Origin of the sequence: Pseudomonas sp. GM18 (assembly GCF_000282195.1) — a bacterium.
Taxonomy (GTDB): Bacteria; Pseudomonadota; Gammaproteobacteria; order Pseudomonadales; family Pseudomonadaceae; genus Aquipseudomonas.
The window spans coordinates 24,681-39,853 of sequence record NZ_AKJT01000036.1 but is presented as its reverse complement, the minus strand read 5'-3'; the positions used below and the strand labels follow the sequence as shown (position 1 = coordinate 39,853).

Genomic DNA, 15,173 nt, shown 5'->3' with positions numbered 1-15,173 from the left:
TAAGCTAATGTTGATGATTAGATCGAAGAGCTATCTCATTTAATGCAGAGTTTACAGCCTCAACTCTAGGACATTTATGACTGAATTCTTTTTGTATTTTGAGCCGTTACCTCAGGTACTTCCTCAAGCGCCACCTCAGGCATCACCTCAGGCAGCATCTCAAGCGCCACCTCAGGCATTACCTCAAGCAGTACCTCTAGCACACCCTCCAAAACCGCGACCGACTTCACTAATAATGCAAAAGAAAGCGAAGGCCGAAGCAGCCATTGCGTTAGCAGAAGCTGCCAAAGCTGGGCCATCCGCTGCCGCAGCTCCCAACGGCCATCTCAAAATCCATGCATCAGCATTAAAAGCCCAAGCCGACATCAACGCATTCAATGCGCGAATGTCAGCTGCGAAAGCATCAGCTGCGCAAGCTCCCCACCCCAATCAAAAAAGAAAGGCGAAATTCAAAATCTGGCAAGCCGGAAGACACCAAGCCCAAGCATCAGCTGCATCAGCCCCCAAAACCGAATCCAAAGAATCTTCTGAGCAAGTAGCAAACCCGTCGAAAACATTGGTTCTCTGGGCACACGGCATGCAGGAAGAAGTCTTTTACGAGCCGATTCCCGAGGGTGTAGGGTATATACCAGTGCCACCTCGAAACTACGCTTTTACTATTCCGTTTGGATATGCATTATTCAATCCTGATTTTACGCGCACCCCCCAAAAATTAACGTTGTATGCCAATACCTTCATAGGTTTCGCAAAAAAATTCGCTAGTCGTGCTCCATTTCTACATCTCTATTCTTTTAGAGTTGGAAGTGATGAAATCCTGGAAGCGCTCGCGGCAGTGGCGCCTAATATTAACTGCGATTTAATGTTGTTTCTTGATATTGATGGTGGGCATGGTGAATATATTACTTTTGTTGATTTCCTAAATAGTCCTGTGCCGCCTGAGATTAATGGGGAGGGACTAGTTTCTTCGTTCAGGGATAAGTATTCTTCATTTCTTCTTGTTTGCTGTCGTACTAATGCAACTGCTCTCGGTATCGGTTTGGGTGGAGGGGAAATTGGTCATCCTGACGGTCTATACAAAGTCGTCGGCAATACCACCCCCGAGGTGCCAATTACTTATGCGGCTCCTCCGGAATTGTAAGATTTGCCATACCCATCAGAGTCCCTTCAAGTCAGACGAGGTAAGTAGTTGTTTCGTTTGGCGAATTTTCTAAAGTTACATTTCTGAAATAAATTGATGGCGGCGACCTGCCTATTCCTATCGTTGTTACCTTTCAAAATGAAAAGGTCGTACAGATACGAGTACGGGCTCAACTGCACTATTACCGGCTCGCCTGAGTCTTTGGCCAGGCTCCATACCCACTCGCGCTGCGCAGTGGATATAGCTTGAGAGGGGGGCGAAGGATACTGCGAAATTCTGTACAGACCGACCCAATAGGCACCCCGAGGCAGGATCAGTGCCAGTGCAAGAGTTCCGCTTAGCAAAAAGCCGATACGATGCATCATGAGGCTGAATCCCTTTGCCAGAAAGTAACCATCGCTGCCTTTTTCCTATTGTGGCGCTTTCGGCTTGGGCGGGCGTTTAGGGCGAGGGTTGTAATGTTCTATCTCTCGAATGTATTCGCGCGCTTCGCGAAAGTAGTAGAGCCTTAAATGAATTCGCACGTTCTGCCTTAGCCGCCAAGTACCGTATGCGCCTGCGCAAAGAAAGAAAAAAAGCAATGCCAGTTGATTGGAGTCAGATAAAAATACAGCCAGACAAATAAGTGTTGCGACAATTAATTGATCAGACGTATTGAGCCACCCCCTGTTTACTTCTTGCTTTCCCAGTGTGCGAAGGGATCGTCTATACATGGCAAAAAAAAGAGCACTCAAGGAAAAGAAAGCTAACCCTATAATCCAGCTTCCTGACATGGGTAAAAAACACAACTTAACCCCAAAGCCAGCAAGGAAAATGCTTGTGGTGAACCCACCAAAAGGAGCGTCCCACTGTTGAGCGGCGTAGCGATACAGCCTTCTTTTGATCTCGGCCTTGTGTATTTCGCGGTAGCGAGGGTTCATAGGCATGACCTGAGGCTAGCCAGCATAAAGAAGCCGTGCCTTTGTTTCTCGAGTGTATGTTAGATAATGTTTTTGTCCAGGTGGCGCTCCCTGTACGGGAAGAGCGGGAGGGATTGTGCAACCACCGATAATGGCCGTTTGTGAGGTCACGTCGGCGCGTCTTTCATGGATGCTCCTGACCAACTGATGCCAACCTGCGAAAGCTGGGTCGTCCGTGGTGAGGCGCCGCCTCTCCAAGCGAGGCGACTCGGAGTTCCGGCGTTGCATGCGGGTGACGGATTTATGGAATAGCGCTTTATAAAGGCGTACAGGCTCATGTGTCATAGTCATGTGAGCCTCGTATGAGGCGGCTCTCAACCCAGTATGGATACGACGGACAAACAATGAACACTGCTCAACTATCGATTCGACAGTACATCAACGCCAAGGACGGCAACCGTCCACATTTGTTGCACCAGGCCTTTGCGCCAGACGCGATACTGGACATGGTCGTGCACACCGGATCCATCTCGTTTCCACCCCACGTCGAAGGCCTTGGGCCTATCGGTGATGTGCTGGTCAGGCGATTCGGCCAGACCTTCGAAAACGTCTATACCTTCTGCCTGGGACACCCACCTGAACCGCATGCCAAAACATTCCAGTGCAAATGGCTGGTCGGCATGTCCGACAAGCACTCCGGCGAAGCCCGGGTCGGTTGCGGTCTGTATGAATGGCAGTTCAGCCCCGAGTTGGGACTTGTCCAGAGGCTCACTATCACCATCGAGCACATGAAAACCCTGCCAGCGACTGATCTGCACTGCATCATGGAGTGGGTGTCGCATCTGGATTACCCATGGTGCCGCCCGCAAGCGTTAGTGAGCAATGCTCCAGACATAGACACGCTTGAAGAGGTGATCCAGTACGTTACGGCCAATATTCCAAATGGCCCCTCGCCAGTGGACGGGGCGTCGCTATCTCAATAGTCGCTCGACCTGCGCCAACTCCCAGGTGCTCAGCAAACTGACCGGGTCAGTGCCGTAACGCCAGGCCTGGAGTGTTCCCTCGCGACCGTCCGGGCTCCGGCAGTGTTGGCAGTGGTGCAAGCGGTTGCCGTCGAAGTCGAGGGTCAGATGCCAGCCTTCGATATCGACCTGTACCTGGCCGGGTTCGCACGGTTCGTGGAGGTGCCGCAACGGGAGGACTTCCAGGGCGGCGTCTCGCAGGCGTTGGCAGACTTCGCGGGCGGTGAGGGCGGGTATCGGGGTTAGGTTCTGCAAGGTCATTCTCATTTGATTTGAAGTCTGTTCTGAGCACACTACAAGATAAGCGCCTGGAAATCCGTCAGGCCGTGGTCATGCAAAAGCCCGTGGATATCAAGAAAAGCGGGTTGTTGCACTGGTTGCTGCAAAGGAAGTGAAAATCGCCGCCAGTCGTCAGGCTGTCGGACTTGCAACCTCCAGATTACTCAGCAGCCACTCGCTGAAGCTTCGCGCCAGCGCATTGTTCTCACTGTCGCGATGGGTCAGCAAGGCCCAGTTCGGGCCGCGAATGGTTTGCTCCACCAAGGGTTGCAACAGCCCGTTGGCGCGCGCCTGCCGACTCAGTAATTGGCTGACCAGGGCGATACCGAGCCCCGAGCACGCAGCATCCAGCAGCAGGCCGGGGTCGGAGAAATTCAGCCCCTGATCTTTCTGCCCAACATCGATACCGGCCTCTACCGCCCAGTGACTCCAGTCCATTTCCCGCTCGCCGTGGAGGGTGGTGCGTTGTTCGCGGGGCACCGCCAACAGGTGCGGGTGACAAGCCGGGTAGAGGCGGTCTGCGTGCAGCACCTTGAAGCTGCATTCGGCTTGGGAACTGATGTCGTCACGCACGGCGAGGTCGATGGTCTGGCTGGTCATGTCCGGGACCTCATCGGTACTGAAAATCCACAGATCGACTTCCGGATGCTGACGGCGAAAATCCCCCAGGCGCGGCAGCAGCCAGTGACGGGCGAACGCCGGAGTGGTGTTGAGCACCAGTTGGTTGGGTTTCTGATACTGCCCAAGCCGGCGTATGCCGACGGCCAGTTGTTGCAACAGCGCCTGGGTGGTACTGAGCAGATCGTGACCCGCATCGGTCAGGCTGACGCTGCGGCCACTGCGAAAGAACAAGGGCTGTTCAAGGTACGCCTCAAGGCTGCGGATTTGCTGACTGATTGCCGATTGGGTGAGGTGCAGTTCGGCAGCAGCCTTGTGAAAACTGCCCAGCCGGGCAGCGGCTTCAAAGCCGCGAAGGGTGCTGAGAGGCGGCCAGTGCTTGAGCATACTGATAAGTTCCTCTAATCATTTATCTGCAAAATCCATCGTTTGTTTGCCCGTTTTTACAGCCGTAGCATGCATGCCAAGACCGCCAAGGCAGTTTTAGTGAACACAATAACTTAACTAAAAGGGCTTTTTGTCATGCAGCAGAATGAAATTCGAAACAGTGGTTGGTGGATGCCGGCAGAGTGGGCCCGGCACGCCGCGACCTGGATGGTCTGGCCGCACAACAAGGCACTCTGGGAGTCGGGTTGGGGCGTCACATTGGCGCTGGTGCAAGAGGACTTCGCCCGTGTGGCCAACGCCATCGCCCGTTTCGAACCGGTGAAAATGGTTGTCGACCCGTCCGCTGTCGCCAGTGCCCAAGCGTTGTGTGGGCCCAACATCGAATTGATCGAATCGGCGGTGAACGACAGTTGGTGTCGAGACTCCGGCCCAAGCTTCGTCTGCCACCCGCAACAAGGGTTGGGCGGTGTGAGCTGGCGTTTCAACGCGTGGGGCGGCAAGTCGGCCCATGATCTGGATGAGAGCCTGGCGCGCCGCACACTCAATCACCTGGGCGTGCAGTGCTTTGGCACACCCCTGAGTAACGAAGGTGGTGCCATTCATGTGGACGGCGAGGGCACGCTGATCACCACCGAGTCTGTATTGCTCAACGCCAATCGCAACCCGGGCATGAGCAAGGCTGAGATGGAGGACATCTTCACGCGTCTGCTGGGTGTGAAGAAGACCATCTGGCTGCCGGGTGATCCGGACCATGTCACCGGCGACATGACCGACGGCCATGTCGATGGCGTGTGTGCATTCGCCCGCCCTGGTGTGCTGCTGGTGGACGCCACTCACGACAAGCAGTCGGTGTATGCCGAGGTGGTACGGGAAAACCGTCGCGCGCTTGAACTGGCCACCGATGCTCAGGGCCGACAGTTTGAGCTGATCGAGTTGTATGAAGCGAGCGATGCCGTGGACACCGACGCTGAAGTGTTCTGCGCCTCCTACACCAACTTCTACATCGCCAACAACGCCATCATCATGCCGGCCTATGGCATTGATGCCGACCATGCGGCCGCGAAAGTGTTGGCCCAGGTCTTCCCCGAGCGTGAAGTGGTACCGGTGCGGATCAATCATCTGGCCCATGGCGGCGGCGGTGTGCATTGCATCACCCAGCAACAGCCCGCCTGGCCACTGGAGGGTTGATGCCATGACCTTGTTGACGATTGCCACCACCCAGATGCCCTGCACCTGGGACTTGCAACACAACCTCGATCAAGCTGAGCAGTTGGTGCGTGAGGCGGCGGCCAAGGGCGCCCAGGTCATCCTGCTGCAGGAACTGTTTGCCACACCGTATTTTTGTATCGAGCAAAGTCACCAGCACCTGGCGCTGGCCGAAGAATATCGAGACAGCCATGTACTCAAGCGCTTTGCCGCATTGGCCGGGGAGTTGGGTGTGGTGCTGCCGCTGAGCTGGTTCGAGAAGGCGGGCAATGCGTACTTCAATTCCTTGAGCGTGGCCGATGCCGATGGGCGCTTGTTGGGTGTGTATCGCAAGACCCACATTCCCAACGCCATCGGTTATCAGGAGAAGGAATACTTCAGCCCCGGTGATACGGGTTTCCGTGTCTGGGACACCGCTTTTGGGCGTATCGGTGTGGGAATCTGCTGGGATCAGTGGTTCCCCGAGACCGCGCGCTGCCTGGCGTTGATGGGCGCGCAAGTCTTGCTGTTTCCCACCGCCATTGGCTCTGAACCTGGCTGTGCAGCGCTGGATTCACGCGACCACTGGCAAATGACCATGCGCGGTCATGCGGCTGCCAACATCCTTCCGGTCGTGGCGGCCAATCGCGTCGGCCGAGAGGTGGCGACCACCGATCCGACCCTGCAGATGAGCTTCTACGGCTCGTCCTTTATCTGCAACCACAAGGGCAAATTGCTCGCCGAGGCCGACCGTGACAGCACCGGCGTGCTGATGCACAGCCTGGATTTGACCGCCATGGGCGAAGAGCGCCAGAGCTGGGGCATCTACCGCGACCGTCGCCCGGACATGTACGGGGCGCTGTTAAGCCAGGACGGTCGTCACATCCATGCACGCTGGAGCACTCAGGGGATTTGACATGCGCATTTACAACAAGCTGTTGATCGGCACCCTGGGATTGGCGCTTGGCGGTGTCATGCCGTCACTGCACGCCGAGGAAAAAAACTTAAGGCTGTACAACTGGGCCGACTATTTCGCCGAGGACACCCTGACCCGATTCACCGCCGAAACCGGGATCAAAGTGATCTACGACGTCATGGATGGCAGTGAGACGCTGGAAGCCAAGATGCTGGCCGGCGGAAGCGGTTATGACCTGATCTTCCCCGGCGATACCGTTGCCGAACGCTTGATGCGCGCCGGCAGTCTGCTGCCGCTGGACCGCTCAAAGCTCACAGCTCTGGATGACATCGAACCCGGCTTGCAGAAGCTGCGTACCCATTATGTGCATTCGAGCCAGGCCACCGTCCCCTATACCTGGGGCACCATCGGCCTGACCTACAATGCCGAACAGATCAAACAGCGCATGCCGGATGCCCCGGTCAACAGCCTGGACATGCTGTTCAAACCGGAACTGGCCGCCAGGTTTGCCGATTGCGGTATCTCGATAATCGATTCGCCCGATGAAGTGTTGGCGGTGGTGCTCAATTACCTGGGCCGGGAGCCACGCAGCGCAAAGCCTGAGGACCTGGTCGCGGCGAGTGAGCTGCTGCTCAAGCTACGGCCATACATTCGCAAGTTCCAGTCGCAGCCGGTGACCGATCTGGTCAACGGTAACTTGTGCCTGTCGCTGGGTTACAGCGGGGACATGACTCAGGCGCAACGGACGGCGGATACCGCGGGCAAGAAAACCACGTTCCAATACCGCATTCCCCGTGAAGGCACTACGGTGTGGATGGACACGATGGCGATTCCGGTCGACGCCAAGCATCCTGAGTACGCCTATGCGTTTATCAACTTCATCATGCGCCCGGAGAATATGGCCGCGATCAGTAACTTCACCGGCTACCCCACCTCCAACGCCAAGGCACGTCCGAGCGTCGATGCAGTCATGCGCAACAATCCGGATATTTATCTCGACGAGGCCACGTATGAACGGCTGATCCCCGGCAAGGACATTCCCCAGCCCGATATGCGGGCGCGCATGCGAACCTGGACCAAGTTCAAGACGGCCACCGTAAAATGAGTACATATTCCAGGGATCAACCCATGTCGACTCGTCGCGAGTTCATTAAGCAGGCTTCGATCGTTGCCGGTTTGGGCGCAGTCGCATCCATCGGACTGGGCCTGACACCTTTGCGCGTGCAAGCAGCCACTCAGGGCGGCTGGCGTATGCCGGATGAGGCCGACAAACACCAGCGTGCCTTCGTCGCCTTTGGCGCACAGAAGGCTATCTGGAAAGACTTCACCCCTCACGTGCAAGAAGCCATTGGCCTGATCGCGAGCACCATTGCCCGATATGAACCGGTGACGGTGTTCTGTCGCGAGCGCGAGCGGGATCTGGCCGAAGAACACTGCGGCACGGTCAATATCACTTACGTCACCACCGAACTCGACGATATCTGGATGCGTGATACCGGGGCCAACTTTGTCGTCGACGGGGAGGGCGGGCTCGGCGCCGTGGATTTCAACTTCAATGGCTGGGGCAATAAACAGCGACATGCCGAGGATGCGCAGTTGGCCGCTTTGGTTGCCCGTACCGTGGATGCCCGCCACATGCGCAGCGGGTTGGTGGGAGAGGGCGGTGGTATCGAAGTCGATGGTCACGGAACAGGGATCATGACCGAAAGCAGTTGGATCAATAGCAACCGCAACCCCGACTGGAGCAAGGCCGAAGTCGAACAAGAACTGAAAGCCCGTCTGGGCTTGCGTAAAATCATCTGGCTACCGGGCATCAAGGGCAAGGACATCACTGACGCCCACGTCGATTTCTACGCCCGCTTCGTCAAGCCAGGCGTGGTGATCGCCAACCTCGACAACGACCCTGAGTCATACGACCACAAAGTGACACTGGCCCACCTGGAGATTCTCAAACAGGCCACGGATGCCGACGGCCGCAAGTTGCAGGTGCACACAGTGTCGCCACCGCTCAATCCACGAAAGAGCCAGTTCAGCCGCAACAACCCGGACTTTGCCGCCGGCTACATCAACTACTTCGTCATCAACGGGGCGATCATTGCGCCGGAGTTCGGTGACCGGGCGGCAGATATCCGGGCCTTTGATCTGTTGTCTGAACTCTATCCGGAACGTGAAGTGGTACAGCTCAACATCGACGCGATCGCCGCCGGTGGTGGCGGAATCCACTGCGTGACCAGTCACCAACCGCAGGCTTAGTCTGAACCCGTGCGTCGGCATGCCCTCGCATCCGTGCGCGCTGGTTAACGCTTCAGAGCCGCTTCGATCGCTGCGATGTCGATCTTGCCCATCCCCATCATGGCGTCGAACGCGCGCTTGGCCGCCGCTCGATCAGGATTGGCTATCGCGGCGCTCAGGACGCGTGGCGTGATCTGCCACGACAGTCCCCACTTGTCCTGGCACCAGCCGCATACATTTTCCTGGCCGCCGTTGCCGACAATCGCGTTCCACAAGCGGTCGGTTTCGGCCTGGTCGTCGGTCGCCACCTGGAACGAGAAAGCCTCGTTGTGCTTGACCCCCGGCCCACCGTTCAGCCCGAGACAAGGGATGCCCATCACCGTGAACTCCACCGTCAAGACATCACCCTGTTTACCCGCCGGATAGTCGCCAGGCGCGCGAAGGACAGCACCCACCGCGCTGTTCGGAAACGTCTCGGCGTAGAACGTCGCAGCGTCCAGCGCGGTGCCGTCGTACCAGAGACAAATCGTGCTCTTGCTGATCATCTTGGTTCTCCAGGGTTGGGACAGGTACGTGGATTCTAGCAGTGCAGGTAACCGCATATTCCTGGTCTACGCTACAGGGCAGAAGGTGAATCGGACCGCGGTCCGGAAAAGAAACCGCGGCGACCGATCAATCAGGCGGCGGGGAGCAGGCCTTTCTGTCTGGCGACATGAGTCGCCATTGCGTCCATCAAATCCGGGGACAGGCAGTCATAGGGTTCCAGACCGATCGAGCGCAAGCGCTCGCGGATAGCCTTCATTTGCGCTGGCGGTGTGCCGGTTTCGATGATGGAGGACACGAACGCCGCGAATCCTGGCGCAGCCCATCCGCTCTGTGGCGAAAGCTCGGTGTGGACGAAGTCCAGGCCATAAAACGCATGGTCCTTGTTCTCGATGCGCCCAAAGAGATGGGCGTGACACTGCTTGCAGGCGTGGCGTTGGATGGTGGCGGATTCGTCGACAATCGCCAGTTTTTCGCCGTGGGCAATGACGCTGACCTTATCTCGAGGCACCACGGCGATAACGGCGAATGTCGCGTTTTGTGGTTTCCAGCATTTGCTGCAGCCGCACGCGTGGTTATGCAGAGTTTGTGCGTCGATCTTGACCACGACCTTGTCGGTCGCACACAGGCATTGCAGGGTGCCACCTGTGAAATTCGCGGCGGCGGGTTGGATACCATTGTCCAGTGAAGGGTGAAGTTGCAAGGTGCTCATGCTGGCGTCTCCGTTTCAGGGTGTCGGACAAAAGTGCCTGGGGTCGTGCCCCAGACCGGTCGGTTACCCAGATCAAGAATAGTCTGCGATGACGCCTCGAGCGCGGCTAGGGCCAGCGCACGGGCGAGTGTGCCGAATTCAGATGGAATTCAAGCACACCGGTCTTTCCCCAAGCGACTACCGGCGCCAGCGCCAGGGCTCTGCTGGCCGCAGATAGGGCTCGATAAAGCCGCAGCCAAGGATCTCGTTCAGGCGTTGCGCATCGTTCATTCGGCGAAACAGTCCAATAGTCTTCCAAGGCGCGTGACCATCGACATTGGGCGCTCCCAATCCGGCCAACAGGTCGGCGATCAGTATTGATCGAGTCTCGAAAGAGATGCGTGTCAGCCCGGTGCTATTGCCGACGCCGGCATGGGCATGAGCTCCGGAAAAGGCGATCAGGCTCCCCGGAGCGATATCGACGGCAATCCCCTCCTGCGGGTCGATCGCTTCCAGCAGATGCGGAATGGCTTCGTCGGCATCCACGGCATTGCGGCCGTCTCGATGGGATCGCTGCAAAATGGCGCGCATATCGAAATCTGCACTCGAATTACCCAGCGGTTGCTGCCAGAGGCCTGGATACAAGACGACGGTACGCCCTGCCGCGATGGGATAGATGGGCGCCCACCAGTTGGTTTGTGCATAGATATTCGACCCCCAGGTATCGCGGTGAAACGCGATGGTGGCCGTCGTGCGGGCACGCGGCGTCGACTGCCCTGGCTCGCAATGCGGCTGGAAACGCAAATGCAGGCGATCGCACGCCAAGGTATCGGGGGCGATGCCAAGGCTTTGCACGACGTCCTGCCAGCGCTGCTGGACCTCAGCCAAGCCTGCGAAGTTGTTCTGAATTTTCGCAAAGCGCTCAGTCTGCTCAGGGTGGCTCAAATGGCGATGGATCTGTTGCGGCGACCAGGGATGCAGCGCGTCTTCGAGGAACGCACGCGTATATTCCACCAGCGCCGTCATGGGCTGCAGGTCAGTGAAGCGAATGATCTCGCCAGCATAGATCCGGTCATGCAATTGGCGAGCGGTACTCGGTATGGCAAGCGAGCTGTACATGACTGGAAGTCCCCTGGAGGTGCGCCCCTGACTTTAGATCCACGCCGATTGTGGCGAAAGTGGCAGGTGGGGCGAAAAAGCGCGGATCAGGCCCTGGGGACGTGAGCAACAGGCGACCTTCAAGTCATGAATGGGGCACTTATGGCAGTTCTTGGCAGGCAGTTGACGGCCAGAAGCGGTCACTCAAACCTATGCGCATCGATTGCAGCGGTCGCACAGATCGCACAGGATCTCTTCGGGTCCGCCCCTAAGAGATCGACTAGTGTCAGCGTTAAAAGCTACGCCAGCAACCGGGCATACCGATCCAGGTCAATATTACCTCCGCTCACGATCACACCGACGCGTTTACCCCCCAGTACCTTGCCCATCTCACGTACGGCGGCCAACCCCAGGCATCCGGTAGGCTCCACGACCATCTTCATGCGCTCGGCAAAAAAACGCATACCCTCGACCAGCTGTACATCAGTGACAGTCAGGATGTCATCAACGTCGCGGCGAATGATTGGGAATGTATAGTGCCCCAGATGCTGGGTCTGGGCGCCGTCGGCCAAGGTATCTGGTGTGTCGATATGTACAATTTCTCCCCTGCGAAACGACTGTTGACCGTCATTCCCCGCCTGCGGCTCTACACCGTAAAGTTTGCAGTCAGGCGACAGTGCACGGGTTGCCAAGGCACCGCCCGCCAATAGTCCACCGCCTCCGAGGCAAACGAATAGTGCGTCCAGCGGGCCGGTCTCTTGCAATAACTCCATGGTCGCCGTCCCTTGTCCAGCGATGACATCCGGGTGGTCATAGGATGGAATCAAGGTGTAACCATGCTCATCAGCCAGTTTTCGACCAATGGCTTCGCGGTCCTCGCTGTAACGATCATAGAGCACCACACTGGCTCCATATTCGCGTGTCGCTGCCATTTTCGAGGCCGGAGCGTCATGGGGCATCACGATGGTCGCGGGAATACCCAGGATACGTGCAGACAAGGCGATGCCCTGGGCGTGATTGCCGGAAGAAAACGCCACCACGCCGGCTTTACGCTGGCGCTCGTCGAAACGGGCCAATGCATTAAAAGCACCGCGGAACTTGAAAGCGCCCATGCGCTGATAGTTCTCGCACTTGAAGAACACCTCGGCACCCAGTTGTCCGTTCAACGTACGTGAGGTCAGCACCGGGGTGCGATGAGCGTGGCCCTGGATACGTTCGGCGGCATCAAGGACGTCTTGATAGGTAGGAAGCGTCAGTTGCGTCGTGGTCATAGGGGCCTCGCTTTTGATATGAAAATTTTCAGAAGTGCGCGCAATTAATACGCCCTGAAGTCATCACAAACCCGCCGACGATACAGAGGTGAGCATAGTGCCCTGTGGGAGGACTGATAGAGCTACTGTTGGCGCACTGGATGGCAGGGATAAGCATGGCGATACCTTTATTCGGACTAGACTCGCTCATCCTGCAGCCCTGCCATATTGTTCAGCATGACCAGTGCAACCTTCCACTTCTAGAGGAGCTCAACGATTTCCTGCCGGCCGAACGACGGCGGCAGTCCTTCACCTGCGAGTGCACGCGAGGGTCGACGGTCAAGCACATGATCGAGGCGCTCCAGGGATAACTGGCTTTTGCATCAGGTAGATAACGGCCAGAAGGAGTCACTGGACATGTCTGCTCTGGACGCGCATGACTGGCGCCCGGATTTTGCTGCCGCCGACCCGACACTGCCGAGTTGGTTTCTCGACGACCGCACCGACCTCACGCTCCGGTCGATCGAATTGCGCATGCCAGTCCTGCTCCTCTGGGGAGATTCTGATCCGATCAGCCCCGTCCGCGTCGGCCAGCGCCTTGCTCAACTGTTACTCCGTGCTGAACTACACGTTTTCCCTGGCGCCGATCACAGTCTGGGCTTTACTCACGCAGCCGAAGTGGCGAGGTTGATCGAGAGACATCTGGCCTGCTGGTGAGCGCCTCGCTTAGATATGCAGCCAAGCCAGCGAACCCAACATGACGCCAACACCCGCGGCCCCAAACGAGAGCCGCTTGAGCCATTCCTTACGCGTCAGCAAGGTTATGGCCGCCAGTGAAATTGCTATTTGAATCGCTGTCATTGCCTGGGCCCATCGGTGATGCTGATGCAGCATCTGCTCTGACTTCTCGTCCCACTCTCTTGCCTCTTGTTCGAATGCTTCAGCCTTCTTGCGCGCCTCCTCCTTCTGTTCCCCGTACCGCCGCGCCTCAGCAACATAATGGGCGGAATCCAGCCCTGGCAGATGGCTTGCCAGATCCGACAGGTTCTGCCGGCTGGACTTGGCCTGGTAGTAATTCCACTCGTTGGCGGCTTCGGTTTTCTGGATGGCGGCGTTGTTTTTGTCCATGGCCGCCTCATTCTCCGTTGAGCCGGCCTGATAGCTCATCAGGGCGCCGACGGTCGCCATGATGGCTGTCATCACCGCAATCTTGCTGGCAAAGCTGTCGCCTTGTGCATGCGCATGATGGGTGGTGTGCTCAATATGTTGCTCATGTGGGCTGGGGACTTCGAACTCTTCAGGCATGGGTGTCGATCTTGGAGGAGTTAGTGGAGATGGACAGCATTATGAATTGTCCCTGATTCTTTAGACACAAATGACTGGCAGCTAGTGGTCGGTTTTAGCCCTTCGCGACAGGCAGTAATCGGCCAGAAGCGGTCATTGAATGTCCACTTATTCAGGGGCGATTCACAAACAGGATTGGCCTGATAGGGGATGGGGACAGTCGAAACACGCATCGGTCGTCCGCGCCAGCTGTATACCGGTTTGAAGAAACGCGACTATCCGACCTGTTCAGACCCATAAAAGATCATAGTGCCACTGCCTGACACCAGGTAACACCATGACCCCGAGCGCCAGGGACCGGCGCTCCACTCCCCGTTGCGCGCCCCCTCATATAGCCCCGCTCACAAAGCATTCATTTCAGCAATATCACGCACCACCTGATCTGCAGAGCGGTCGAACATCGCCTGCTCCTGCGCATCCAGAGACAACTCGATCACCCGCGCAACCCCATCCTCTGCCAGCACACAGGGGACACCCATGGCAATACCAGTTCGCCCGTACTCGCCCTCGAGAATCGCGACCGTCGGCAAAATGCGGTTTCGCCCATTGGCGATGGCATCCACCATTTGTGCAATTGCCACGCCCGGCGCATCGCAGGCGCTCCCCACCTTCTTCAAACCCAGAATCTCGCCGCCACCCTGACGTGTGCGCTCCACAATCTGCTCTATCTGCTGATTGGACAGGAAGTGAGACAGCGGCACCGAGCCGACCGCACAGTATCGCATCAGCGGCACCATGCTATCGCCATGCCCTCCCAGCACCAGCGCCGTGATATCCCGAGTAGAAAACCCTGTCGCCTCGGCAATGAAACACTTCATGCGCGCTGTATCCAGTACCCCCGCCTGCCCGAACACCTTGTTGCGTCCCAGCCCACTGAGACACCAAGCCCGATAGGTCAGCACGTCGACCGGGTTCGACACCACCAACACCGTCGCCGCCGGAGCATGACGATTAATATCCAGCATGATGCTATCGAGAATTGGCAGATTGATACTCAATACATCCTGACGCGACTGACCAGGCTTGCGGGGCACACCCGCCGTAATCACCACCAGGTCAGAATCCTGCAGCAATTCGGCATTGGACCCGCCGTAAACCCTGGTATCAGAACCTGACTCAACTGCCGCCTGCCAGACGTCCAGCGCCTTGCCCTGTGCCAACTCGCCCTGCACATCAATCAACATCAACTCACGACAGAACTCTTCCCGGGCGATGATCTGAGCCGCCGCCTCACCCACCATACCGGCACCCACAATTGATAGCTTGTTCACCTCACACCTCCCCGCGGCTCGCGCCACCAGCAACACGCCTGCCTATACAGAGAAGTATTACCCGCTAACGCTAAAAGGCCACCCGAAGGTGGCCTATAGTTGTTTTACCTGCTTTTCGCCATTCCCATGGCGGCATTACTTTAGCCTCTGATAACCCCCATAGGCACGAGCCGTGCGGCCTTAGCGGACTGCTCCAGGTCTATCGCAGCCCTTTGCCATCGTCCGCAATGGGTTGGTTTCAGCCCCTCACGACAACAGTTATCGGCCAGCAGCAAACGGTCGTGGATGACTTCATCCGCA

General features: G+C 57.3%; 16 protein-coding genes and 1 pseudogene. 8 read left to right on the top strand and 9 right to left on the bottom strand.

What is annotated here, in order from left to right:
- Positions 1 to 76: 76 nt before the first annotated feature.
- Complete coding sequence (locus tag PMI21_RS29475; RefSeq protein ID WP_007936946.1) at positions 77 to 1,138, top strand: hypothetical protein; 1,062 nt, start codon at positions 77 to 79, stop codon at positions 1,136 to 1,138.
- 410 nt (positions 1,139 to 1,548) lie between these two features.
- Here the strand turns inward: PMI21_RS29475 and PMI21_RS28810 are convergent, their stop codons facing one another.
- Positions 1,549 to 2,058 carry a hypothetical protein gene (locus PMI21_RS28810; protein WP_007936937.1) on the bottom strand — a complete coding sequence of 170 codons (510 nt, stop codon included), beginning with the start codon at positions 2,056 to 2,058 and terminating at the stop codon, positions 1,549 to 1,551.
- A 383-nt stretch (positions 2,059 to 2,441) separates the two neighbouring features.
- Between PMI21_RS28810 and PMI21_RS17940 the strand changes: the two genes are divergently transcribed.
- Complete coding sequence (locus tag PMI21_RS17940; RefSeq protein ID WP_007936935.1) at positions 2,442 to 3,020, top strand: hypothetical protein; 579 nt, start codon at positions 2,442 to 2,444, stop codon at positions 3,018 to 3,020.
- Here the strand turns inward: PMI21_RS17940 and PMI21_RS28805 are convergent.
- Positions 3,009 to 3,296 carry a DUF7693 family protein gene (locus PMI21_RS28805; RefSeq protein ID WP_443200763.1) on the bottom strand — a complete coding sequence of 96 codons (288 nt, stop codon included), beginning with the start codon at positions 3,294 to 3,296 and terminating at the stop codon, positions 3,009 to 3,011. The genes PMI21_RS17940 and PMI21_RS28805 overlap by 12 nt on opposite strands.
- A 174-nt stretch (positions 3,297 to 3,470) precedes the next feature.
- Positions 3,471 to 4,343: a LysR substrate-binding domain-containing protein gene (locus PMI21_RS17945; RefSeq protein WP_007936931.1), complete on the bottom strand. Its 873-nt coding sequence runs from the start codon at positions 4,341 to 4,343 to the stop codon at positions 3,471 to 3,473.
- A 135-nt stretch (positions 4,344 to 4,478) separates the two neighbouring features.
- Here PMI21_RS17945 and PMI21_RS17950 point away from each other — a divergent pair, with 135 nt between their 5' ends.
- From PMI21_RS17950 to PMI21_RS17965, 4 genes are read left to right on the top strand one after another with little or no spacing between them, the layout of a single operon-like run.
- Complete coding sequence (locus tag PMI21_RS17950; RefSeq protein WP_007936929.1) at positions 4,479 to 5,531, top strand: agmatine deiminase family protein; 1,053 nt, start codon at positions 4,479 to 4,481, stop codon at positions 5,529 to 5,531.
- A gap of 4 nt (positions 5,532 to 5,535) precedes the next feature.
- Positions 5,536 to 6,444, top strand: a complete 909-nt coding sequence (aguB, locus tag PMI21_RS17955) for an N-carbamoylputrescine amidase (protein ID WP_007936925.1) — start codon at positions 5,536 to 5,538, stop codon at positions 6,442 to 6,444.
- A 1-nt stretch (position 6,445) separates the two neighbouring features.
- Complete coding sequence (locus PMI21_RS17960) at positions 6,446 to 7,549, top strand: extracellular solute-binding protein (protein WP_007936924.1); 1,104 nt, start codon at positions 6,446 to 6,448, stop codon at positions 7,547 to 7,549.
- 23 nt (positions 7,550 to 7,572) lie between these two features.
- The gene (locus PMI21_RS17965; protein WP_007936923.1) at positions 7,573 to 8,697 is read left to right on the top strand and encodes an agmatine deiminase family protein; all 1,125 of its coding nucleotides are present in this window, start codon (positions 7,573 to 7,575) and stop codon (positions 8,695 to 8,697) included.
- Between the two features lie 44 nt (positions 8,698 to 8,741).
- Here PMI21_RS17965 and PMI21_RS17970 read toward each other — a convergent pair whose 3' ends face one another.
- The 4 genes from PMI21_RS17970 to PMI21_RS17985 all read right to left on the bottom strand — a co-directional run bounded on the left by PMI21_RS17970 (position 8,742) and on the right by PMI21_RS17985 (position 12,279).
- The gene (locus PMI21_RS17970) at positions 8,742 to 9,221 is read right to left on the bottom strand and encodes a VOC family protein (protein ID WP_007936922.1); all 480 of its coding nucleotides are present in this window, start codon (positions 9,219 to 9,221) and stop codon (positions 8,742 to 8,744) included.
- 131 nt (positions 9,222 to 9,352) lie between these two features.
- Positions 9,353 to 9,931 (bottom strand): S-(hydroxymethyl)glutathione synthase, encoded by a 579-nt coding sequence (gene gfa / locus PMI21_RS17975; protein WP_007936921.1) that lies wholly within the window; start codon positions 9,929 to 9,931, stop codon positions 9,353 to 9,355.
- Between the two features lie 177 nt (positions 9,932 to 10,108).
- Positions 10,109 to 11,029, bottom strand: a complete 921-nt coding sequence (locus PMI21_RS17980; RefSeq protein ID WP_007936920.1) for a hypothetical protein — start codon at positions 11,027 to 11,029, stop codon at positions 10,109 to 10,111.
- Between the two features lie 278 nt (positions 11,030 to 11,307).
- Positions 11,308 to 12,279 (bottom strand): threo-3-hydroxy-L-aspartate ammonia-lyase, encoded by a 972-nt coding sequence (locus PMI21_RS17985; RefSeq protein ID WP_007936919.1) that lies wholly within the window; start codon positions 12,277 to 12,279, stop codon positions 11,308 to 11,310.
- 216 nt (positions 12,280 to 12,495) lie between these two features.
- Between PMI21_RS17985 and PMI21_RS28800 the strand changes: the two are divergent.
- Positions 12,496 to 12,620: pseudogene (locus PMI21_RS28800) on the top strand (Mut7-C RNAse domain-containing protein); the annotation flags it as partial.
- A 55-nt stretch (positions 12,621 to 12,675) separates the two neighbouring features.
- Positions 12,676 to 12,975 carry an alpha/beta fold hydrolase gene (locus PMI21_RS17990; RefSeq protein ID WP_007936918.1) on the top strand — a complete coding sequence of 100 codons (300 nt, stop codon included), beginning with the start codon at positions 12,676 to 12,678 and terminating at the stop codon, positions 12,973 to 12,975.
- A 9-nt stretch (positions 12,976 to 12,984) separates the two neighbouring features.
- On the opposite strand, the gene PMI21_RS17995 is transcribed toward PMI21_RS17990, so the two are convergent.
- Both PMI21_RS17995 and PMI21_RS18000 read right to left on the bottom strand, forming a co-directional pair.
- Positions 12,985 to 13,563 carry a DUF4337 domain-containing protein gene (locus PMI21_RS17995; RefSeq protein ID WP_007936916.1) on the bottom strand — a complete coding sequence of 193 codons (579 nt, stop codon included), beginning with the start codon at positions 13,561 to 13,563 and terminating at the stop codon, positions 12,985 to 12,987.
- A gap of 380 nt (positions 13,564 to 13,943) precedes the next feature.
- Positions 13,944 to 14,873: a malate dehydrogenase gene (locus PMI21_RS18000; protein ID WP_033063943.1), complete on the bottom strand. Its 930-nt coding sequence runs from the start codon at positions 14,871 to 14,873 to the stop codon at positions 13,944 to 13,946.
- Between the last annotated feature and the right edge of the window lie 300 nt (positions 14,874 to 15,173).